At 49.9% G+C, this 21,506-nt stretch carries 18 protein-coding genes; 5 read left to right on the plus strand and 13 right to left on the minus strand.

Features of this window, described 5'->3' with window-relative positions:
* Positions 1-74: 74 nt before the first annotated feature.
* The 3 genes from RF679_RS11490 to RF679_RS11500 all read right to left on the minus strand — a co-directional run bounded on the left by RF679_RS11490 (position 75) and on the right by RF679_RS11500 (position 4,566).
* Complete coding sequence (locus RF679_RS11490; RefSeq protein WP_309480770.1) at positions 75-887, minus strand: alpha/beta fold hydrolase; 813 nt, start codon at positions 885-887, stop codon at positions 75-77.
* Between the two features lie 112 nt (positions 888-999).
* Complete coding sequence (locus RF679_RS11495; protein WP_309480771.1) at positions 1,000-3,738, minus strand: DNA internalization-related competence protein ComEC/Rec2; 2,739 nt, start codon at positions 3,736-3,738, stop codon at positions 1,000-1,002.
* Between the two features lie 3 nt (positions 3,739-3,741).
* A complete protein-coding gene (locus RF679_RS11500; protein WP_309480772.1) occupies positions 3,742-4,566 on the minus strand; it encodes a TatD family hydrolase in 825 nt (274 codons plus the stop codon).
* 370 nt (positions 4,567-4,936) lie between these two features.
* Between RF679_RS11500 and RF679_RS11505 the strand changes: the two genes are divergently transcribed.
* The 3 genes from RF679_RS11505 to RF679_RS11515 are packed head-to-tail and all read left to right on the plus strand — an operon-like array spanning position 4,937 to position 6,871.
* Positions 4,937-5,269, plus strand: a complete 333-nt coding sequence (locus RF679_RS11505; RefSeq protein ID WP_309480773.1) for a DUF1272 domain-containing protein — start codon at positions 4,937-4,939, stop codon at positions 5,267-5,269.
* 53 nt (positions 5,270-5,322) lie between these two features.
* Positions 5,323-6,300: a GlxA family transcriptional regulator gene (locus RF679_RS11510; RefSeq protein WP_309480774.1), complete on the plus strand. Its 978-nt coding sequence runs from the start codon at positions 5,323-5,325 to the stop codon at positions 6,298-6,300.
* Positions 6,287-6,871, plus strand: coding sequence for a cysteine hydrolase family protein (locus tag RF679_RS11515; protein ID WP_309480775.1), 585 nt, complete (start codon positions 6,287-6,289; stop codon positions 6,869-6,871). The genes RF679_RS11510 and RF679_RS11515 overlap by 14 nt, the downstream gene beginning before the upstream one ends.
* Positions 6,872-7,011: 140 nt before the next feature.
* On the opposite strand, the gene RF679_RS11520 is transcribed toward RF679_RS11515, so the two are convergent.
* The 4 genes from RF679_RS11520 to RF679_RS11535 form a co-directional block, all read right to left on the minus strand.
* Positions 7,012-7,224, minus strand: a complete 213-nt coding sequence (locus RF679_RS11520) for a hypothetical protein (protein ID WP_309480776.1) — start codon at positions 7,222-7,224, stop codon at positions 7,012-7,014.
* Between the two features lie 207 nt (positions 7,225-7,431).
* Entirely contained in the window at positions 7,432-8,556 is a 1,125-nt protein-coding gene (locus RF679_RS11525) for a C1 family peptidase (protein ID WP_309480777.1), read from the minus strand.
* 173 nt (positions 8,557-8,729) lie between these two features.
* Positions 8,730-10,193, minus strand: coding sequence for an FAD-binding oxidoreductase (locus RF679_RS11530; RefSeq protein WP_309480778.1), 1,464 nt, complete (start codon positions 10,191-10,193; stop codon positions 8,730-8,732).
* A 796-nt stretch (positions 10,194-10,989) separates the two neighbouring features.
* Positions 10,990-11,931 (minus strand): DUF1338 domain-containing protein, encoded by a 942-nt coding sequence (locus RF679_RS11535; protein ID WP_309484010.1) that lies wholly within the window; start codon positions 11,929-11,931, stop codon positions 10,990-10,992.
* 199 nt (positions 11,932-12,130) lie between these two features.
* Here RF679_RS11535 and RF679_RS11540 point away from each other — a divergent pair, with 199 nt between their 5' ends.
* Together RF679_RS11540 and RF679_RS11545 are read left to right on the plus strand one after the other, a co-directional pair.
* The gene (locus RF679_RS11540; protein WP_309480779.1) at positions 12,131-13,051 is read left to right on the plus strand and encodes a LysR substrate-binding domain-containing protein; all 921 of its coding nucleotides are present in this window, start codon (positions 12,131-12,133) and stop codon (positions 13,049-13,051) included.
* A gap of 86 nt (positions 13,052-13,137) precedes the next feature.
* A complete protein-coding gene (locus tag RF679_RS11545; protein ID WP_309480780.1) occupies positions 13,138-13,632 on the plus strand; it encodes a pilin in 495 nt (164 codons plus the stop codon).
* An 86-nt stretch (positions 13,633-13,718) separates the two neighbouring features.
* Here RF679_RS11545 and RF679_RS11550 read toward each other — a convergent pair whose 3' ends face one another.
* The 6 genes from RF679_RS11550 to RF679_RS11575 form a co-directional block, all read right to left on the minus strand.
* On the minus strand, positions 13,719-15,929 hold the full coding sequence (locus RF679_RS11550) for a TonB-dependent receptor plug domain-containing protein (protein ID WP_309480781.1): 2,211 nt from the start codon (positions 15,927-15,929) through the stop codon (positions 13,719-13,721).
* Positions 15,930-16,347: 418 nt separating this feature from the next.
* Positions 16,348-17,841 carry a cobyric acid synthase gene (locus tag RF679_RS11555; RefSeq protein WP_309480782.1) on the minus strand — a complete coding sequence of 498 codons (1,494 nt, stop codon included), beginning with the start codon at positions 17,839-17,841 and terminating at the stop codon, positions 16,348-16,350.
* 19 nt (positions 17,842-17,860) lie between these two features.
* Positions 17,861-18,682: a cobalamin-binding protein gene (locus tag RF679_RS11560; protein ID WP_309480783.1), complete on the minus strand. Its 822-nt coding sequence runs from the start codon at positions 18,680-18,682 to the stop codon at positions 17,861-17,863.
* The gene (locus RF679_RS11565; protein WP_309480784.1) at positions 18,683-20,059 is read right to left on the minus strand and encodes a cobyrinate a,c-diamide synthase; all 1,377 of its coding nucleotides are present in this window, start codon (positions 20,057-20,059) and stop codon (positions 18,683-18,685) included.
* Positions 20,053-20,622: a cob(I)yrinic acid a,c-diamide adenosyltransferase gene (cobO, locus tag RF679_RS11570; RefSeq protein ID WP_373921775.1), complete on the minus strand. Its 570-nt coding sequence runs from the start codon at positions 20,620-20,622 to the stop codon at positions 20,053-20,055. The genes RF679_RS11565 and cobO overlap by 7 nt, the downstream gene beginning before the upstream one ends.
* Before the next feature lie 95 nt (positions 20,623-20,717).
* Positions 20,718-21,506 carry an ABC transporter ATP-binding protein gene (locus tag RF679_RS11575; RefSeq protein WP_309480786.1) on the minus strand — a complete coding sequence of 263 codons (789 nt, stop codon included), beginning with the start codon at positions 21,504-21,506 and terminating at the stop codon, positions 20,718-20,720.

The raw sequence follows: 21,506 nt of genomic DNA on the forward strand, positions 1-21,506 counted from the left end.
TAGCCGCACCTAACTAGATGCTATCAAACCACAAAGTTCATCGGTGAATTGCCATTGCTTAGCGCAAGGTGATACTAAGTTGTCGAGCTCGAACGCTGCAACAGACGCTGCAACATCTGGTGGCAAGCATCTGCGGTCTTTTCAGGAATTTCCATGGGCAGCAAATGCCCGGCCGGCAATTGCACGAAGTATTCGCCACACATGCGTCGGGTGGCGGACAGTCCTCCCTGGCGACATTCGATGGACTCCGTCCCACCGACAAAACCGAGCGGGACCTTTAATCCTTTGCGAGCAATTCGTCCCAAATTACCCGGAAGCGTCACATAAATTTGACTCTCGATATCGCGCGTGAACTTTAATGTGATGCCTTCTGGATGGGGTATCGTGCCAGCATCAACGTAATCACGCAAAACCTGCGGCGGCCATATGGCGAATTTATCCTTTGCCGAAAAATGCTCGAAAGCCTCCTCTTTGTCCTTCCACATGATGCGGCGCTTCAAAGAAAACTGTGCTGGAGAATAGCGATCCAATAGCCCTAGCACTCTGAAAGTCTTGAGGAACATCGAACGCCACCCCGTCACTACGGGTGAATCAATCATCAGCACACAGCGTACCAAGTCTGGTCGGCGACTCGCTGCCATCAGCGACAAAATGCCGCCGAGAGAATGCCCCAACAGTATCACAGGTTCTTGATAATTCTTCTCAAGCGTGTCAATCAACTCTTGCACCAGATAAGGCCAATTCGTGGTCACTGGATACGCCGGATTATGTCCGTGCATTTCCAAAAAACGAATATCGTAATGGGCCTCGAGCTCAGCAAACATTTGCCGATACGATCCCGCTGGAAAACTGTTGCCATGACAAAAATGAACGATGGGTTTGCTCATATCGCCTTCTAAAAAAAGGGTGAGAAGAAATCGAACGATTTGTGAGGCAGCTAAGCTCCAACAGAAAAGCATACGCATCTGGCAAACAATTATTCCCGCCGTGCCACCTTTCTCAAGGAGGAATTTGCGCTACTGTGGAGTTTACCCTCGTATCCACCGCCGCAGTCTGGGGATACCAGTACCGTTGATGCTGTTGTCGAAAATGATCGATCTCTATGGTATCGCCAAATTGTAATGTGATTGCACCGCTTGTGACTGTGCTTAGAGGAATCACTCCAAAATCCAAATATCGCTGCCAGACACTAGGATGTGGATGGTGATAGCGATTCAAGTAACCGAACTGGAATAGCGCATAGCGAGGCTGCACAGCCTGAATAAAGGCGAAACTTGATGAACTTCCACTACCATGATGTGGCACCAACAAGACATCCGCTTTCAATTTTTCGGGAATTGAATTCAGCAACTCGTCTTCTTGCACGACGCCTATATCTCCCGTCAACAACATGCTGCTCTTCCCATTACTCACCTTGAGCGTACAACTACGAGCATTGGTTTTCCACTTATCGCTGGTATAAATCACTGGAACCGGATGCAAAAACTCGAAGTGGACACCATCCCATTCCCAACTCTGCCCCGCTTCACAACGTAGATGTTGAGGCCGTTTGGTGGACGGCAACGAGGTATCCGCTAGTATCTCACTATCAGCAGGCAACGAACTGCGAATGCGCTGCACCGATAAGGCTCGCAAGGTACTCACAGCACCTCCTGAGTGATCTGCATCGGCGTGCGAAATCACCACATCATCAACCGCCCGGATGCCTCGACCATTTAAGTAGGGCAACAAAATCCGCAAACCAGAATTACTCTCATCACTCGACCCTGGTCCGGTGTCATAGATCAAGCGATGCTGCGAGGTTTCGATAAACAACGCACTGCCCTGCCCGACATCAAAAGCTGTGATCTGAAATTGTCCTTCGTTAGGATGACTCACATCGTGCGTCAACATGGGCAGGCAATACACGATTCCGCACAGTCTTAAGGGCCAACCGCGCGGAGCCAGCAAACAAATGATACCGAGACCAGCTAACAAAAACATCCACAGCTTGGGTTGTGGCACACTCCAGCTGGCCACTGGGAATTGATTAAACACTTCCAACAGCTGGAACAATCCTGTCATACAAAGATGGGCCAGGTCCAAGACTACTTGCGCTGCCGTCGTTGGCAAAACGCTTCCAAGTAAAGCTAGTGGCGTAACAATGAAGCTGATGACAGGAATGGCAATGGCATTCGCTAATGGGCTGATCAATGAAATCTGAGAAAACAATAATAGCGTAAGGGGAACTAGGCCTATCGTCACCACATACTGTGCGCGTCCCGCTTCGATTAAGTTGCTCCCAAGGCGCCTCAATATCGAAGGCCGTTCCGACGAGCTCGATTCCGAAGAAGATCGCTGCAATGGCGACACCGCTTCACTCATATCACTCGTCCGCCCTGCAGCATACAGGAGCAATGCCACAGCGCAGAATGATAGCCAAAATCCCGGCGCGAGCACGGCCCAAGGATCGATCAGCAATACAACGAATAAAGCTAAACACAGAATATAACTTGGGCGCGCACGACGGCCACTCCACACTGCCACAGCAACCACAATCATCATCCACAAGGTACGTTGTGCTGGCACCCCGAAGCCTGCAAGCGCAACATACAATAGCGCCACTACGGCTGCGACTAGGACTCTTACTTTCGGCACCGGCAGCACAAGCGGCCAATCGCGACCGACATAAAAAGAGCGCCGCCAAAAGAAGGAGAAAAGACCCGCAAAAAGTCCTGCAATCATGGTGATGTGAAGGCCAGAGATTGATACCAGATGCCCAATGCCAGATCGGTTAAATACCGCCCACTGGCTCTGCGATATACCACTTTGATCGCCAATCACCAAAGCCGTAATCACACCGAGAAATGGTCGATCGACACCATGATGAAGATGCGCTTGAAGGCGATCTCTCAGAAGCGATCGCGTGCGTTCAACCAGATTGTTCAAACTAAAGACAAAGTCTTGAATCTTCTGGTTAGGATGGCTGTCAAACTGCGTTTGTTCGCGCCGAGATACGGCAGAATCGGTGATCGGCACTGGGCTCAAATTAGAGCCATCAGCCAACTTCGAAGCTGACTCAGACCGCACTGTTGCACTGGCCTCCAAGCCCTGTTCCAACATCCACGCTTCGTAATCAAACGCATAGGGATTCGCATTGCCATAAATAGGTTTCATGCGCAACATCAAACGCCAACGTTGCCCTGCCTTCAATTCAGAAAAATCGCGCGGATTGCTCGGCGAAACAAACCAAGACACCGCAATTCTTTTCGGACCATTCGGAATTTTTTGCGCCGCATCGTGCCCGCCTACAGTTTCAATTTCAAATTGAAAGTGCCATCCCTGTGCGGAACGGGTTGGTAGACTATGAATCACGCCAACGACTTGAAGATCACGACCTAAGAGCTTTTCTGGCAATCGATGCTCTAATCGCATCGACGCAAAACCACCGGCCCATGCAAAGCCCAACAAGAAACCAAGCGTTATTTTCTTGATCGCAAGGACTACCCCCATCAGCAAATGTCGATGCGACTCATTCGACAGCAAGAAATTTTGCGTGCACTCAGCCTCTTGTTCGACAATAGAAGGAAGTCGCGATGCTAGCGCCTTCGCTTTCCGAGAATGAAGAGAAAACAGCCACCACAAGCCATAAAGCACCAGAAATAAAAGTGCCCCACAATACCATTGCCACGCCCACAAACGAGCCTGTTGCTGCAGAACATAAACCCCCAATCCAAATGCAAGAATGAAGGTACGCATGGTCTATGCGTGAGCCAGCCAAGGCCGGAGGCGCGGCAAAACATCGAGTACATTCATGCTCGTTTGCTGGGCAACCTGCGCAATCGAACAACCACGCAAGGTGGCCAACTCATGCCCGATCTGGACCAACTCACCGGGCACGTTCACACCGGGATGACACCAACGTGGGGCAATGTCAGGCGCGTCGGTTTCAAGCACGATACTTTCGAAAGGCAAATTGCTTGCTAAACGACGCAATTGAAGCGCACGCGTAAAAGTCATCGCTCCGCCGAAGCCAAGTTTAAATCCGAGCTGAATGAAATGTTGTGCTTGTTGCTCGCTGCCATTAAATGCATGTGCGATGCCGCCGACAACGGGAATGCGACGTAAATATTTCAGAATTTGATCTTGCGAGCGGCGCACGTGCAACAACACCGGCAAGTTAAAATCTCTGGCGATCTTCAGCTGCTCGCTGTAGAAGAAAATTTGTTTTTCGCGTAGTGGACTTTCACACAAAGCCGGCACGAAAAAATCGAGACCAATTTCCCCTATCCCGAGGAAACGGCGACTCACACTCGAGCTGGCGTCCTGCATCAACTGAGCCACCATCTCTCGTAAAGATCTTAGATCCTCTTCTGCGGAAGTTGGGACGTACATCGGGTGTATTCCCAACGTGAAGAAGCAAGCTTCATGTTGCTCAGCCAGCTCGCGCACACGGGCAAAATTAGACTGATGCACGGCAGGAATGACGATCGCAGAAATCCCCATTTTAACGGCCTCATCGGCCAGCTCGAGCGACTTTCCCGCAAACTCACTTGCATCAAGATGACAATGACTATCAATCCACACATTCAACTCCACGCATTTGCTCAATATTCTTATAGCGTAAAACACTCGTTCGCTCGATGAAATTTCACCAAGCATTGGACCGCCTTCCTGACGCCCTTTTGATGCGCCTTATTGTGCTAAACATTTAACCTTTTCACAACAAAATCCTTAGCAACTGTAAGGCTAAAGGGCGTTTAATGGAAATCGTCTCACTCGCTCTGACTCGCCAGACTAAGCTGGAAATCGTCCAACGAGGTAATTTTAACTGCATGTCCGAAAATGTCCGAAAGTCGTCCCTTATAAGCCTATTTTTTGAAACTAGATCCTCGTATGATGCTCACTTAAGATTTGTCCAAAATTACTCATTAACACCAGTTCTTCTGAGGAAAACATGCTAGAACTTCGTCCTAACTGTGAACATTGTGATAAAGATCTTGGTGCCGATGCACTCGACGCGATGATCTGTAGTTTTGAATGCACTTTTTGTCTCGATTGCGTTGAACAAGTGTTACAAGGAGTATGCCCCAATTGTGGCGGCAATTTCTGTCAGCGCCCTACTCGACCAAGCCGCAACTGGAAAAATAACAACAACCTCGAACACCATCCTGCGCGCATCGGCAGAGTATATCGACCTGTCGATCCTCAAGCTCACGCACAACTTTTAGCGCGGCAAAAGGAGTCCGCCACAACGACCTCCACCTCGCCCTCCGCATGCTCTAGCTAACCAGCCCTCGATCGCCCCCACTACAGCAATCCTGCGCTCAACATGAGTCTTCAATGAAACCGCAAATCATTTACTTTTTACTGCTACCTGATCTGCTCTTGGTCGACCTCGCCGGCCCTGCTGATGCTTTCTTATTTGCCAATCGCATCAGCAAAAAGAAACTTTTCGAGCTACGCTATATTTGCGCGCAACCCGAGCTTGAATCTTCTCTCGGACTCACACTGACGTCCACACTGCCACTGCCCTCCAACATTGAGAGTGATGCGTGGATCGTCATTCCAGGCACGCTCTGCCAAACTTTCGACCCAACTTCGAGCGCCGCCAGAACGAGTATTCAATGGCTACGCGAACAAAAGCACGTGAACAAACTCATCTGCATCTGCGCTGGAGCTTTAATTGCCGCGCACGCAGGTCATTTGCAGCACAAACATGCCACCACCCACCACAGTCATCTTGCCGAATTAAAAGCGATTGATCCGTCGATTCAAGTTGATCAACATCGCATTTTTGTTGAGGATGGCGCACTTGCGACCAGTGCCGGTGTGACCGCAGGGATCGATTTATGCTTGCACCTCATCAGCGCTTGCCATACGCCATCACTGGCGGTTGAAGTGGCACAAGCGATGTTGATTTACTTTCGACGTGGTAGCAATGACCCCCAACTTTCCCCATGGCTGATGTACCGCAATCATATGCACACTGCCGTACACCGCGCCCAGGATTTATTGAGTCGCGACCCCGCTTACCCTTGGCATCTTGAAGAACTCGCCAGCAAGCTGGGGACCAGTAGCCGTCATTTAAGTCGGCTGTTTAAAGAACATACGTCGATCTCAGTTATTGATTATCTCAACCAGCTCAGAGTTCAGCTCGCTGATCAATTTCTCGCCAACACATCATGGTCGATCGAACGCGTTGCCGAGGCGGCTGGATTTGGCTCGACACGTCAATTCCGTCGTGTTTGGCAGGCCAAACACCAAACATCACCCTCCAGATTCCAACGAAACTTAGTACAACACGATGACAAACATTAATCTCCACCAAACTCGCACTGCACTCCTTCTCATCGACGTTCAAATGGCTTTTGACGATCCTTACTGGGGCGCACGTAACAACCCCGCCGCCGAGGGTAATATTGCCTTACTCCTCAAAGCCTGGCGTCAAGCAAATTTACCAGTCATTCACGTCCGCCACTGCTCAGTCGAAGAACAATCTCCCTTGCGTGAAGACCGACCAGGCAACGCCTATAAGCCTGAGGCCACGCCGCTTGACGGTGAAATCGAGTTCCGAAAATCCGTCAACAGCGCCTTCATCGGCACACAGCTACATGAATACTTACAGCGGCATGAAATACATCAGATCGTGATTGTTGGCATCAGCACCGATCATTGCGTTTCAACCACGACCCGAATGGGCGCGAACCTAGGCTATCAGGTACATTTGGTAGCGGATGCATGTTTTAGTTTTGAACGGGTGGGATGGAATGGTCAGATCATCGATGCCGAACAAGTGCACCAAATCAACCTCGCATCTTTAAATCGAGAGTTTTGTACTCTGCACTCCACCAGCAATGTGATCGAAAATCTGAAACAAGTGAGAGGGTAAATAAGCGAATAAGTAATAACAAAAGCAAAAAATAACGGCCTAGCGCATGTTAGCGCTAAGCCGTTCTCTACTATCAAGCAAGGTCAAGCAAATACGAATTTGCTTGACCGACGGCGCAGGTCTGCGCCAATCAAATTGCCTTAGTTTTGCGGACGAATAATGCGATCTTTGCAGGTGAAGCTGCTGGTCGAAACTTTATCCACATTTCCCGCACCACAAGTTGAAATCGCTTGTTGCGACATGATCGCGATTTGCTTAGAGCTATCACCACCGCCCTCGCTGACGGCGATACATGCGCTGAGACTTGCGACTACGGCCAAGATGCTAGAAATCGATACTGTTTTTTTCAACATGAAATTCTCCCGATTCAAATAAGTCCTGCGTCCTGCACAAGGACCTATCGCTCAACGATAAGTCCGCATGCTACTGAAAAAAAATTGCTTGAATACTGCATTCTCCAAGCACCGCTACTTAATGCTTCGATACTGAACCTGGTTGACATCAACGTCAAGATAAAATTCACTTAACAGCGCAGATCGAGACGGCACGAATTTCATCGCTCATTTGAGATTCAATTTAGTCCGAATCTCGAAAGGAATCGCATCTTTATGGACCATAAAATAAATCGTCTTCATACGCACATAATTGCGGCTCATGTGGAGATAGCCGGCGTACGGCCCCACCCCTGCGCCGTAACTATTCTTGGTCAAGTAGAAGGTTTTACCATTCTCATCTTTTGACAAGCCAACGATGTGCATACTGTGGTCATCGGTGCTACGCCAATCATCGAATGCGTCTTGGCGCGCGGCTTGAGTGACTTCCTTGCCCTCATCATCAAGCAAGGCAATCCCTTCCTTGGTGTTAAACCCCTTCTCACTCGTATCACCACCCCATGAGATCGTATAACCTTTACTCAGCGCATTCGTCATGATTTTTTCCATGTCATCGAGCGGCACATTGAGGTAACGCGCGTTGTGTGACCAATTGTCTGGAATTTCTAAGCGTACTGGCTGGTAGAAGGGATGGTGTGAAAAACTCGTCACTTCGACGTAATCATCCGGATTCAGTTTAAGGACTTGATCACGGAAACTTTGCGGCGTGTAAGTCTTACCCTCGAATACAAAACTTTGTGGTGGTTTGCCAATATAGGCATCCAAGATGCCCTCGAACGCAGGCTTCCACGACTTGGTCGGACGTCCACCCTTCACCACAGCCTCCAAAAAGGCCGTCGTCACACGGGCGAGTTCGGCGTGATCGAGTTTGCTTTCGCCTTCTTTCAATCCTGTGAATGCAGCGCGAGGCACTGCACCATAGTGGCGTAACATGTCCATCGCATCGTGATTATTACCGCCCTCCCAGAAGTTAGCTTTTCCTTGGGCACGGACAAATGCATCTGCTTTCAGAGGATAGGCATGGCGCACAGCGAATACTTCCGACAGCTCAATTAACTTACCACTTTGACGTGCGACTTCACTCTCCATGAAAGAAGCGGTAGCAAAGTTCCAGCAGGTATTGGTGCGTGCCTGATCCTTGACCGCAGTACGAGCAGCTTCTGCTTCGACCGCGAAAATACGCTTCAGTGCTGCAGATTGTGGCGCACTCGATGAGGGTGCGTTTGATTGCTGCGCAAATGCGGAGCTGATAAGGAGTGTGGTTGAGGCCAGAGCCAAAGATAGCAGTCGCATGTCTTCTCCATGTGGTGGTAAGCAGATTAATTAAAGCTGAGAACGAAATGTCCCAGCTTTAAGTTTGCTGCACATCATAAACACAGAGTGCGCACTTGAATAGAGTCAAAATCAGAAAACTGTCTAAACTAATTCGATGTTTTAACAGAGTTTGCGATCAAACAAAAACTGACTTACTCACCAAACCAAGTCAACCCCAACAAGCGTTTGGGATCCAACATCGTCTGCAATTCACCCGCCAATTGACGTGAGGAAGACGCCGTATAACGCTGATAAAAATCGAGGTTGTACGGGCCGACGCCATGTTCTGCGCTAAAGCTACCCTGATAGGTGTTCACCACCAAGTCATAGATTTCCGTACGAATTTGTTGCACGACTTGCGCGTCGTAGCTAGGAATTGCATTAGTAGATTCAGCTTGCTCTGCACTCGGCCACACCATATTGAAGTGACACCCACCATCAGCCCAATGGCCAAAGTCCATCACTTTAATCCACGGATATTTTTCTGCCATCAAGGCTAAGCCTTCATCGCGGAACTTGACGAAAGATGAGCGAGGCATCGAGATGTCAAACGCGATCATCTTACCTTCATGACGCAAAGCTTCGCTAATCGCATGGCGAATGCGCCACAGGTCTTTACCACGTCCAACCACTGCATTCTCAACCACGTCGCCAAACAAATTCTCGAGGCAGCGCATCAACACGCTTTCAAGATCGATTCCCGTGACTTGTGGATCCGCAGTGCTCGCCAATTCCAGCAATACGCAATAATGCGGCACAGGTTCTGGTGCAAATGGATTACTGATGCTAGGAATGTGTTTCAGAACAGCCTGCAATGCCGCGCCTGACACACCTTCAAACGCCGTCAAGAACTCACTGCAATCGCGCTCCAACACACTCAGTAATTCCAGCACCGCCGCTTGATCGCGCGGCACCACCAAGGCGGTTGCCGTTTGTTTCGGGATACGATGTACTTGCAATACCGCACGTGTAATGATGCCGTAAGCACCACTGCTGCCGACGAATAATTGTTTCAGATCCGGACCAGTATTATTTTTACGCAGCGCCGTTTGTAGGTCGAGCACTTCGCCGGCTGGGTGCATCAAGACGGCGCGCAATCCCAACAAATTTTGGCGTACATCACCATACTTGACCAAGCGTGCACCGCCAGTGTTAGCCGCGATCATGCCACCGATGGAAGGATTAGCGCCCAGGTCAATCGGAAAAAATAAACCATGCGGTTCCAATGCTTCGTTCAACTCTTGCAAGCTAACACCGGCATCAACACTCACCGAGCGATTGATGACATCGACTTCGATGTGCTTTTTGATCCGTTCCAAACTCAAGACTACATAGCGACCGCTCGCATCTGGCGTACTTGCCGCCACCAAGCCGGTATTCGCCCCTTGCAGCACCACGGCTTGCTCAGCATCGGCGCAGAGACGCACACATTCCACTACTTGTTCGTGACTATCGGGACGCAACACTGCCAGCGTCGAACCTTGACCATACCGCGCCCCCGTCGTGAAACGCGCGCAATCATTGGCATCAGTGAGCAAACCATGCTCGCCCAACACAGCACGCAAACCCGCGAGCAGGTTTTCTTGTTGCGAAGTTTTTGTGGTGACGGTCAACATGGATTACTCTCCAAAACAAAATTCAAATAACTTACGACGATGGCAGTTTGATCGACTGATTACTGCAGGTGCCGCAATCAAAAGACACTGGATTCCCGCTTTCGCGGGAATGACGACTTCACGGATTGGCTCATCTGCGCACCCCGTTTAAGAAAGCACACGTAGTACGGCGAGGCGGAACAACGACGCTGGGGCGCTTCCCCCTGTCACTGCAGTGTACCGCCCCGACTCCTTCCCCTTCAAGGGGAAGGCTGGGAAGGGGATGGGTTTAAACCGATCCTGGACAGGTATCGACATCAAAACCCATCCCCACCCTAGCCTTCCCTTGAAAGGGAGGGAATTTATCCATTCAACAACGTCAGCGCAATTTCACGTACAACAGGATAAATCGTGCAATTCCGCGCTAGCAAGGCGCATGGCCGAAGACAGTACATAGAGTACGGCGAGGCCTTGCAACGCCACTAGCGCACGATTCCACTCACAACCAGATAAATCGTGCAATCGCCTCCCAGCTAGGCGTTCCGACGAAGACAGTACACGTGGTACGGCGAGGCGGAACAACAACGCTGGGGCGCGATTTCACGTACAACAGGATAAATCGTGCAATGCCGCGCTAGCAAGGCGCATGGCCGAAGACAGTACATAGAATACGGCGAGGCCATGCAACGCCGCTAGCGCACGATTCCACTTACAACCGGATAAATCGTGCAATGCCGCGCTAGCAAGGCGCATGGCCGAAGACAGTACATAGAGTACGGCGAGGCCATGCAACGCCGCTAGCGCGACATTTCACGATTTATCCATTGGCGGTCATTTTAAAAATGCCCGTTGCATTCCCCGCATCAAACCCCAAATCCAACTTCGTTTTACCGTTCTCGGTATAGCTATCACGCGTAATAAATTCGTAGAACGAGCCTGGTACCTCACGTTCTACCAAACCACCATTCGCATCGATAAATTGACGGATTACTGGATCGGCCTTGAAGGCTGTTTGTTTGATACGACCTGTGCTCGATACTTCCACTGCTGGCTTCATAGGACGGCCCAAAGCTTGTTGAGCTTCAGTCAAAGCATAGACATCGGCAACGCGATCTGTCGCATGGTTGAAGACGTTACCTTCGGTCGCAATCCATGCCATTTCTGCGGATTCTTTCAACAAGATCTCATAGTCTGCCACAGTCGGCGTCGCATGTTGACGTTCGAAGCATGAAACGAGCACGGGCAATAATTCTTGCGCTTGCGCTAAGGACAAACTGCCGTCGCGTTCGAGTTCATTCAACATCGATACCGCAGCTGGCGTCAATGGATCACGTGATTCACCCAAAACACGCGTCACAGCTTCTTGAAATTCTTTGCTGAAACGCTCTGGATGCAATTCGCTGACGAAGAATTGGGAAATGTTTTCTGGATCATCGATCTGCGCATAAGAACGGCCCGTCATTTTCAAACGGTCTAAAGGGAAAACACCGTTCAAGCGGAAGCCCAATGGTTTTAAGACACGTGTGATGGCCGCTTCGCCCGGTGGCAAATCACCTAAACCAAACCAACGCACTGTGCGCAAAGCACCATGATCCAACATCACTTTGCCACCGCTTGCAGCCACATCCATAGTGTAGGCTTTACCACTTGGTACGCGCTCGAGAACGCCTGCAAACAAGGCCATATTCAAGGCTTGTGCCAACTCAGCGCGCGACACTTTCGCCTCTTCCCAAATACGGAACTTAGGCGAAATTTGCATGAGATTTTCAATTTCTTGTGTCTTGTCAGCACCAAGCAATTTAAGCAATAAGGCGTGAATGTGAGCGTTCATAAGGCTTCCTAGCGAAGAGGGTTTTAAGAATGCTGCCATGCTAGTGTGTTTGCGATAGCCAAGCAAAGGATATAAAATCACGACTTAGTTACCAAATGGAATGAACTCATCAAAAAGGAAGCAAACCATGCGGCGCAAAGTTCCCAGTCTGAACGCCCTTCTCATCTTTGAAACCGCAGCTCGGCTACAGAGTTTTACGCAAGCCGCCGATGAGCTTTCCTTAACCCAAAGTGCCGTCTGCAAGCAGGTCGCAAATTTAGAGGAATGGCTCGGTTTGAGCTTGTTTGCACGGGTCAAAAAACGCGTGGTACTCACCAACGCTGGCCGTGCTTACGCAGAAAAAATACGCGTCCACCTCGACAGAATAGAACGTGACACTTTGGAACTAATGGGCTACAAAGAAGGCTCTGGCGTCTTAGAATTGGCCGTCATCCCCACCTTTGCAACCCAGTGGTTGATTCCGAAACTGCAAGAATTTCAACAACTGAGGCCCGATATCACAATCCATCTCAGCACTAAGACCAGCGCTTTCTTGTTTTCAGAGTCCTTTTTCCATGCTGCGATCCATTCTGGCAAAGCCCCTTGGCCGGGCACCATAGGCGACTATTTACTGCCGGAAGATCACGCGATACCGGTTTGCAGCCCACAGTTGTATCAGCGGTTTCTTGGCAAACGGCGTCAGCTCTCGTTGTCGGATATAGCCGAAATGCCCTTACTCCATCTCTCCAGTCGTTTAGAAGATTGGCGACGTTGGTTTGAACTCCATGAGCATCCCAACGATATTTCGGCCGTCAAAGGTTCTCGTTATGAATTATTTACCATGCTGCTGGAGGCATGCGTGACTGGATTAGGGGTAGCTTTGATTCCTCGTTATATGGCACAGAAAGAAATCGACGCAGGTAATCTTATGATTCCGATCGAACTGAGTCTACCCGAGCAAGCCTCGTACTTCCTCGTCTATCCCGAGGAGCAAGCAAACTATGGTCCGCTGATGGCCTTTCGGAGTTGGCTGCTTGAGAAAACCACACAGCAACTGACGAAAGGTTAAAAGGAGTGAGGCGGCCTCTGTTAGAATTTATTAAACCCGTCTACTCTCCTTCCTAACTTCATTTTTCCACTTGTATGAGTTTGATCATGAAACAAAATTCTGGCTTTTCTTTAATGGAAGCGATGGTCGCCTTAGTGATTATTGCCATCCTTGCGGCCATGGCCCTGCCCTCCTATATGTTCAAAATCACTCGCGAGCAAATTGAAAAATCTCTACCGCTCGCCGCCGAGGTGGCGCAGCCAGCCGTGGCCGTGCAGTGGAAACTTGAGCAAAAACTCCCCTCCAGCAATGAAATAGCGGGGATTCCGCCGGCAGAGAAAATCGTTGGCAACTATGTTAAGAGCGTGGCGATCGAAGAAGGCGCCGTACACATTACCTTCGGCAATCGCGCCAACGAAAGAATCAAGAATAAAGTCTTGAGCTTGCGCCCCGCCGTGGTTGAAGATGCACCGATGGTTCCCATCACGTGGGTCTGTGGTGATGCGGAAGCACCAGATGGCATGGCAATAAAAGGCCGCAATCGCACCACCATCGACAAGCAATATTTACCTCTAATTTGCCGCAAGAAAGCAAAAGTGTAACCAGCCAATTTCGCAAGCTGAAAACAAAACGCCACTGAAATCAACTTCAGTGGCGTTTTGTTTTATGTAACGATTTACTTCAGCGATCAGAACTTCAATTCATAATTCACACGCAAAGCGACGTTCGTTGGTGTTTTGCTGCTGCGAACCAAAGAACCAGAATTATCGATATAGCTGGAGTTCGAAATATTGTCTTGGTGTAGCGCATTACCCAAAGACACTCGCAAATTCGACATCGCATCAAACTTCCACAACGCATACACATCAAGGACACGCTTTGGAATCGAGTAAGAATACTGATTGAGCGAGACACGAACTGGGCCACCCGCTTGGAAATTCAGGTTTCCACCAATCGTCAACGGCATATCATTCAACTTGTAATCAATACCAAAATTGGCACTGACAGGTGTTTGCGCGTCAAGGCGGTTATTCGGACCTGGTACAGAGTTCACTGAGGAAGAATTGAAAGCCAAGTTAGCGCGAACATCAATCGCTGGCGCATCGTCCATGAAGGCACGCAACGGGAATTTTGCATCGAACTCAATGCCACGAGTGGTCGCCTGCCCATCATTGACCGGCATCGCAATCCAAGTGCCATTGACGTTGCTGATGCCAGTGCGTGTGAAGTCGTCAATTTTACGCAAGAAGACGTTAACACCTAACACACCGCCATCACTCAAATAGTGTTCGAAACCGGCATCCAAGCCCCATGCCAATTCTGGTTTCAAGTTCGGATTACCCATACGATCTGGGCTGGTTGCGCTGTTGTTACTGGAGATAAAGCGACGTGGAATCAAATTACCTGTATCAGGCGCTTTATAAGTACGTGTCAAACCGAAGCGTATTTGATCATTCTTGCTACCTGGCAGTTTGTACAAGGTTTGCAAAATTGGGCTCACCACGCTCGAACGATTATTCACTTCCGCATAGTCACTACCCTTACTTTGCGTGTTGATACCTTCCCAACGCACACCAGCGTAGATCGACCACAATTTCGACACAGTCCATTCGTCTTGTACGAAGAGTGCCAAGCGTTTGACGTCTGCATTGAAAGTTTCGTTCAAATTGATTGGGCGAATCACGCCACTACCCGTCAAGCTATCTGTTTGTTTGTTTTCATCATCGCGTGTACTGTAGCCACCATCCCAGCCCGCCGCGATCGCGTGATCCTCCACGAATGGTGCTGTGTACTTGCCACCAAAGGTAAAGCCATTGTCGGTGTTACTTGAATTTGCTGTGCGTGACAAAGTCTGCTTCGCAGAGTTCGCCACAAAAGTATTGTCACTGCTGCGACGATTGACATTGGCGCCGAAGCGAACATCGAGTTTCGCACTATCGGCCAGTTTATGAACCCAGTTCAAGTTCGTGCGAGCCGATGCGGAACTAGAACTACCATTCGACGCACTGTTCAAATATAAACGATCATCAACTTGTGTGGTCGATGTCGTATCCGCATTATTGAATCTAAAGCGATTCGCATTAATGAAACTTTGCGAAGTAATCATGTCGCCATTTTCTAGATTCCAATTGATACGTGGCGAGAAGCCGATAGAGCTAAAAGCACCATTGCTCTTGGATTCAGTTTGGCGGGCATAGACCTGCTTTCCTGATACATCGGTAAAGACTTCACTACTCGTCGATGGGCGCTCAAAATCGCCGTGGTTGATATTGCCGGAAATGGAGTAAGACATGCGACCAGCACGATCAGACAATTGCAAACTGGCGTTCGCACCCAACTTACCGTTCTCATCGCTCATGCCCAACTTCAACTCGCGTTGTGCGGTCACGATCGCTTTTTTCAACACAATGTTAATAGCACCCGCGATTGCTTGTGTACTCAACTCAGCCGTTGCAGAGCGAAACACTTCGATGCGTTCTATATTGTCAGGTGAGATCGAGTCCAAAGAAAATCCCGGTGGGCTGGGCTCACCGTTCAACATGATTTGCGTGTAGCCAGCGCCCAAACCACGCATACGAATCGCACCTCCGCGACCTTGTACACCGCCGATGGTTACACCTGGCAAACGCTTCAATACGTCACCGATGTTGGCGTCGCCATAACGTTGGATTTCTTCTTGGGTCACGACGATTTTGCTGGCCGTATCTTGACGACGCTCGTCATAACCTTTCGCACCGCTAATTTCCACTTTTTGGGTTGGTGCGGCGGCAGGCTTGGCTGCTTGATTTGGTTTTTGTTCTGGCTTGGCTGCCTCTTGTGCAAAGGCGCTTCCGCCAAACGCCAAACTCAAGGCAAAAGGAATTAAAGCCAATCGAAAAGTAGATCGTGCTGAAGACATAACAAGACTCAATAAAGTTAAAGAATGGTGCTTGGAGTTATTGCAGCGCAAAAAAGTTCAGCAACATGCATCAAAAGAAACACTTTGATACAAAACCCAAGGGGAAAGAAACAAAGCAGATAGGCTTGAAACACTAGGAAACATGAGCATTGGAACAGATTCATTCACCCGTTGAACTGAATGACAAGACGTCAATTCGGCACAATTGGAACGACGGCCTCATGTAACGCCAGAGTCACGATCTGTACCTAAAAGACAAGACCAAATAGCGCTAACAACGGCGCGCATTATAAAGGAAAACCGAAAAGACTTTCGCCGAAGCAAAAAATTGGGAAGATCGTTTGGTCCAAGCTTAAAGAGAAAAAATTGTAAAACACAAATCGGCCTAGAAAGCCCAAAAGACGGGCAACATCGCCACTCAGGTCGATAGTTGATCTAAACGCTTCAACAAAGTTTCGCAGGCATCAGCCACACGATCAATACTCTGTTCGCGCAAAGCGTGCAAATCGCACTCGTAAGCTGAATCAAGGCCAGCCCAATTTAACAAAGCACGGCAGGCTTCAGGATGATCAAACAATCCATGCAAATACGTGCCAAGAATCAGATCATCTGGCGAACGGCATCCCTCCTCCGCTGTTCCTTCGGGCGTATCGATCTCAAATGCCGCGTGAGTATCGCTACTGGCATAGCTCAAGCCCATGTGAATTTCGTAGGCTTCCACCCTTGCTGACTCAAGCTTTGTCTCGTGCGACTGCGACGCTTGCGTGCTCTGTCCGAACAAACAGCGTCCTTGTACCAGTTGCAGACGTTTATCTTGCGTTAAAACTGTACTGACATCTAACAAGCCGAAACCGTCCGACGTGCCGGGATTGCCTTCTACACCATGCGGGTCATCGATCATTTGACCCAACATTTGATAGCCACCGCAAATTCCCATCACCTTACCACCGTAGCGCAAATGACGTTCCAGCACAGTAGACCAACCGCGTGCTTTCAAAAAGGCCAAATCCTCGCGGGTATTTTTGCTACCGGGAAGGATAATCAAATCGGCCGCTGGAATCGGATGATCTGGGCCAATAAATTGCAGATCGACTTCAGGATGCGCCCTGAGCGCATCAAAATCAGTATGATTCGAGATGCGTGGCGTAGCTGGCACGATCACACGGAATTTTCCTTTTTTGGTTTGCTGTAGCTGGATCGCATCCTCGGCATCCAGCATCAAACCATGAAGATAAGGAATCACTGCGAGCACAGGTTTGCCGGTTTTCTGTTCCAACCAATCGAGGCCAGATTCCAGCAAACTCAAGTCACCTCGAAATCGGTTGATGACAAAACCAATCACACGGTCTTGTTCACTTTGTGACAGACACGCCAGTGTGCCAAGAAAGTGTGCGAAGACACCACCACGATCAATATCAGCGACCAAAATCACAGGGCAATCAACTGCTTCAGCGAATCCCATGTTCGCGATATCACGTTCTCGGAGATTCACCTCCGCAGGACTTCCAGCGCCCTCCACAACGATGCACTCATATTGCGTTTTCAAGCGCGCATAGGATTCCAAAACCGCCGCCATCGCCACTGTCTTGTATTGATCGTAATCGCGTGCTTGCATATCAGCACGTACTTTTCCATGCACCACAATTTGTGCGCCGGTATCAGAAGATGGCTTAATCAATACCGGATTCATGTCGGTGTGTGGTGCCAAGCCGGCGGCCTGCGCTTGCAAGGCTTGGGCGCGACCGATCTCCCCGCCATCTTCAGTCACCGCACTATTGAGTGCCATATTTTGCGGTTTCATCGGTACCACTTTACAAGCGCGTCGCTGCAAGAGTCTGCACAAAGCCGTAACGATCGTGGTTTTACCAGCATCTGAAGTAGTGCCTTGTACCATTAAGGTGGAGATATTCATTTATTCGCTTTTCTCTGTTCTATGCCGAGCGCTGCGCAGACGCATGCTTGATCTGGCGCCATTGTTCGATGTGGTTTCTTAGTTGCGGCAATCCTTCACGTATGGCCGCAGGCCCCGGCGAGAGGATATCGGGTGACTTGATTTCAAACAGCATTTCATTTTGTACAGCGGGAATCACATTCCACCCCGGCCTTGCTGCGACGGTTTCTGGCCGAAATTTCTTGCCGCACCAAGAACCAATAATGATGTCGGGAGCACGAGCGACCACTTCATTCGCATCCGCGATAATTCTATGTTGCGCCTTTTGTTGCAAGGAAAGCTCGGCAAAAATATCCTCACCGCCCGCCACTTCAATCAATTGCGATACCCATCGAATCGCTGAAATCATCGGTGCATCCCATTCTTCAAAGTACACACGGGGTCGTGGCAAAGAAGGATTTTGTTGATGGCTGCCATTCTTCAGCAGATCACGCAAATAGTTCACAAGCTCTTCGGCTGCCGAACGCCGATCAACCAGCATCCCTAGACTTTGGATCATCCGAAAAATCCCCTCAAGGTCGTGCTGATTATAAGCATGTATCTCGATACCTTCGGCAACCAATTGACGACACAGTTCTGCCTGCATATTGGAATAGGTCACCACCAAATCCGGCCGTACCGCCAAGATGCGTTCCGGTTTTGCTGAAGAAAAACCACTGACCTTGGTTTTCTCGGTCCGCGCTCGCGGGGGATGCACCGTGTATCCAGAAATTCCAACCACTAAATCCTCTACACCCAAGGCATACATAACCTCAACCGCCTCGGTACTCAAGCATGCAATCCGTTGATATAAACTCGCCATTTAGAAATTTCCTAAAAACAGGGCCGCGGTCGCGCTTGGGTTCGACGGAAAATACGCATGAAAATATGAAGCGATCAAACCATGCATGCGATAGACTGCCTCCCCGCGATCTTGCTCTTGAATTTCACTTGTATCCTTGATTGACGCGTTCTGCTTCACGGCATATTGACTTGGACTGAGGCGCGTTTCAAAACGCGAGAAGTGAAAACTATGACCGCGCAATTGTCCATAGGACGATGCCAAGGATTGCATACCGAGTGCTTGTAAGCGGGTTTCGACGTGGATGCTCCCCTCCAGCAAACCCGCCATGGCCCATGTACGCGAATCTTGATCGATCAATTGCGAAGCCAAGGCCATCATGCCACCACATTCAGCGACAATCGGCAAACCTTTACTGTGCTTGCGGCGTATCGAGGCTTGCCACAAGCGGGCACGACTCAAGACCTCCGCATGCAATTCTGGGTAACCACCGGGTAAAAAAACCGCATCTGCATATTCGGGGACGGCTTCATCACACAAGGGCGAAAAGAAGACTAACTCCGCACCCAGGCTGATCAAACAAGCGATATTTGCCGGATAAATAAAAGCAAAGGCAGGATCTCGCGCAATGGCGATACAACGTCCCGCTAAACTTTGCGACTCAGTGCGATGCGCCAGCACAGTGGATGAAGCATGAGAGCACTGCCCATGGCGATTTTCAGCGCTCATCTCAGAGTGAGGCAAGCTTGTCATCCGTGCTTGCCACCAACTCTCGTCCAATACCAAATTCCGTGCGAGATCATCGACCACCGCGTTCAAATCGGCTTGTTCTTCGGGAAGTACCAAGCCTAAATGGCGCTCAGGAAAGATCTTTGTTTGGCGTGGCAAATGACCTAGTAGAGGGAGATCACGCAGAGACTCTTTTAACATTGCCACATGTCCCGGTGCCGCGACGCGATTGGCGATCACACCTGCCAATTGCACGCCGCCGTAGTCGCGCAATCCCGTGGCGACTGCGCCTATCGTCTGCGCCATCGCTGACGCATCGATCACTAGCACCACAGGGATATCAAATGCTTTGGCTAAATCAGCCGAACTAGGGCTGCCATCGTACAATCCCATCACGCCTTCGACTAAAACCAGATCCGCCTCGGCAGCCGCCTGCGCTAGCAAGGTCCGACAAGTTTCAGCACCCGTCAGCCACAAGTCGAGTGACTCAACCGAAGAGCCCGCCGCAAATTCCAACATCATAGGATCGATGAAGTCGGCACCGGTTTTGAACACACGGACTTTCTTACCTGCCTGCACAAGACGTCGCGCCAAGGCCGCTGTCACGCTGGTCTTCCCTTGTCCCGAACCTATCGCGGAGATCATCAAGATAGGTGCGGCAGTCACCATTCGATACACTCCTGCGCCATCACACCCTGCTTGAAGGCATGTTTCACTTCCATGATTTCGCTGACTGTATCTGCCGCCTCAATTACCTCAGCTAAGGCGCCTCGCCCCGTTAAGATGACATGTTGTAGCGGCGGACGTTGTCGCAAATCTCGCAGTACCGTTGTGACATCGAGGTAGTGATATTTCAGCGCAATATTCACCTCATCAAGCAAAACCAAAGCAATCTCAGGATCGCGCAAAAAAACCAGCGCCTGTTGCCAGGCTAATTGAGCGCGCGCGATATCGCGTTCACGATCTTGGGTATTCCACGTATAACCTTCACCCATGGCGTGAAACGACACCATGTCGGGGAAGCGTCGTAAGAATTTCTCTTCACCGGTCGACATGGCACCTTTGATGAATTGCACAATACCGACTTTCTTATCATGACCCAGAGCACGCATCACCATGCCTAGGCCACTGGAACTCTTGCCTTTACCATTGCCACAATTCACAATGATGAGGCCGCGACGAGTTTGCGCTTGCGCGATTTTGGCGTCGATCAAAGCCTTCTTGCGCTGCATTCTTTGCGTATGTCTTTGATTCAACGCATCTCGGTCTGTCGCGTCATTAGACTTGAGTGGGTTTTGCTCAAGCTGATCTGTCTGTTCAGAATGTATCATTGACCTAAACTCGGCATAAACAAGGTTTGCTTTCCATGCTCAAAGCGTTCAATCGGATGACCTAAGCAAGCGCTGAGATTGGCTGCGGTCATCACGTCCTGTTTGAGTCCCAAAAGCGTCTCTCCATGCGGCATCATGAGCAAGACGTGTGTGGCAACTTGATACGCCAGATTGATGTCGTGGCTTACCATCACCACCGCTTTATCGAAGCGATGGCATTGTTCGGATAGGATTTGCATAACACTCACTTGATGTGCAAGATCCAATGCATTCGCGGGTTCATCGAGCAACATGATTTGCGCATCTTGCGCCAAAAGTGCTGCAATGGCGACGCGTTGACGCTCGCCACCTGAGAGGCTACGAACATCTCGTTGCGCGAGATCTTCCACATCCAATAAACGCATCGCCGCTAAAGCGATATCGAGATCATCATTACTTTCCCAAAAATGACTATCTTGGTAGGGATGACGCGCGCTCAATACCGTCTCCAATGCACGGTAAGCGAAGGCATCGACTCGCCCCTGCGGCAGATATGCGCGTAGTCTCGCCAATTCGAATAAATCCCAATCGGACAAGGCCTTTGAGTTAAAGAAGACGGCACCGTTTTCGATCTCGCGCAAACCCGCTAAGGTTTTCAGCAGCGTTGATTTGCCGGCGCCATTGCGCCCAATCACACACCAACATTCACCCACTTGCACTTGCCAATCTAAACTGTGCGCCAAGGCACGTTTGCCCGCGCTTAAGCGGAGACCTTCGGTGCGTAATACATGCGTCGCTTGGTTCAC

Origin of the sequence: Undibacterium cyanobacteriorum (assembly GCF_031326225.1) — a bacterium.
GTDB lineage: Bacteria > Pseudomonadota > Gammaproteobacteria > Burkholderiales > Burkholderiaceae_D > Undibacterium > Undibacterium cyanobacteriorum.

Bases quoted from the DNA above. Each gene is read 5' to 3' on its own strand.
- RF679_RS11490 (WP_309480770.1), bottom strand. From the start codon at position 887: ATGAGCAAACCCATCGTTCATTTTTGTCATGGCAACAGTTTTCCAGCG.
- RF679_RS11495 (WP_309480771.1), bottom strand. From the start codon at position 3,738: ATGCGTACCTTCATTCTTGCATTTGGATTGGGGGTTTATGTTCTGCAG.
- RF679_RS11505 (WP_309480773.1), top strand. From the start codon at position 4,937: ATGCTAGAACTTCGTCCTAACTGTGAACATTGTGATAAAGATCTTGGT.
- RF679_RS11510 (WP_309480774.1), top strand. From the start codon at position 5,323: ATGAAACCGCAAATCATTTACTTTTTACTGCTACCTGATCTGCTCTTG.
- RF679_RS11515 (WP_309480775.1), top strand. From the start codon at position 6,287: ATGACAAACATTAATCTCCACCAAACTCGCACTGCACTCCTTCTCATC.
- RF679_RS11520 (WP_309480776.1), bottom strand. From the start codon at position 7,224: ATGTTGAAAAAAACAGTATCGATTTCTAGCATCTTGGCCGTAGTCGCA.
- RF679_RS11525 (WP_309480777.1), bottom strand. From the start codon at position 8,556: ATGCGACTGCTATCTTTGGCTCTGGCCTCAACCACACTCCTTATCAGC.
- RF679_RS11530 (WP_309480778.1), bottom strand. From the start codon at position 10,193: ATGTTGACCGTCACCACAAAAACTTCGCAACAAGAAAACCTGCTCGCG.
- RF679_RS11535 (WP_309484010.1), bottom strand. From the start codon at position 11,931: ATGCAAATTTCGCCTAAGTTCCGTATTTGGGAAGAGGCGAAAGTGTCG.
- RF679_RS11540 (WP_309480779.1), top strand. From the start codon at position 12,131: ATGCGGCGCAAAGTTCCCAGTCTGAACGCCCTTCTCATCTTTGAAACC.
- RF679_RS11545 (WP_309480780.1), top strand. From the start codon at position 13,138: ATGAAACAAAATTCTGGCTTTTCTTTAATGGAAGCGATGGTCGCCTTA.
- RF679_RS11550 (WP_309480781.1), bottom strand. From the start codon at position 15,929: ATGTCTTCAGCACGATCTACTTTTCGATTGGCTTTAATTCCTTTTGCC.
- RF679_RS11555 (WP_309480782.1), bottom strand. From the start codon at position 17,841: ATGAATATCTCCACCTTAATGGTACAAGGCACTACTTCAGATGCTGGT.
- RF679_RS11560 (WP_309480783.1), bottom strand. From the start codon at position 18,682: ATGGCGAGTTTATATCAACGGATTGCATGCTTGAGTACCGAGGCGGTT.
- RF679_RS11565 (WP_309480784.1), bottom strand. From the start codon at position 20,059: ATGGTGACTGCCGCACCTATCTTGATGATCTCCGCGATAGGTTCGGGA.
- cobO (WP_373921775.1), bottom strand. From the start codon at position 20,622: ATGCAGCGCAAGAAGGCTTTGATCGACGCCAAAATCGCGCAAGCGCAA.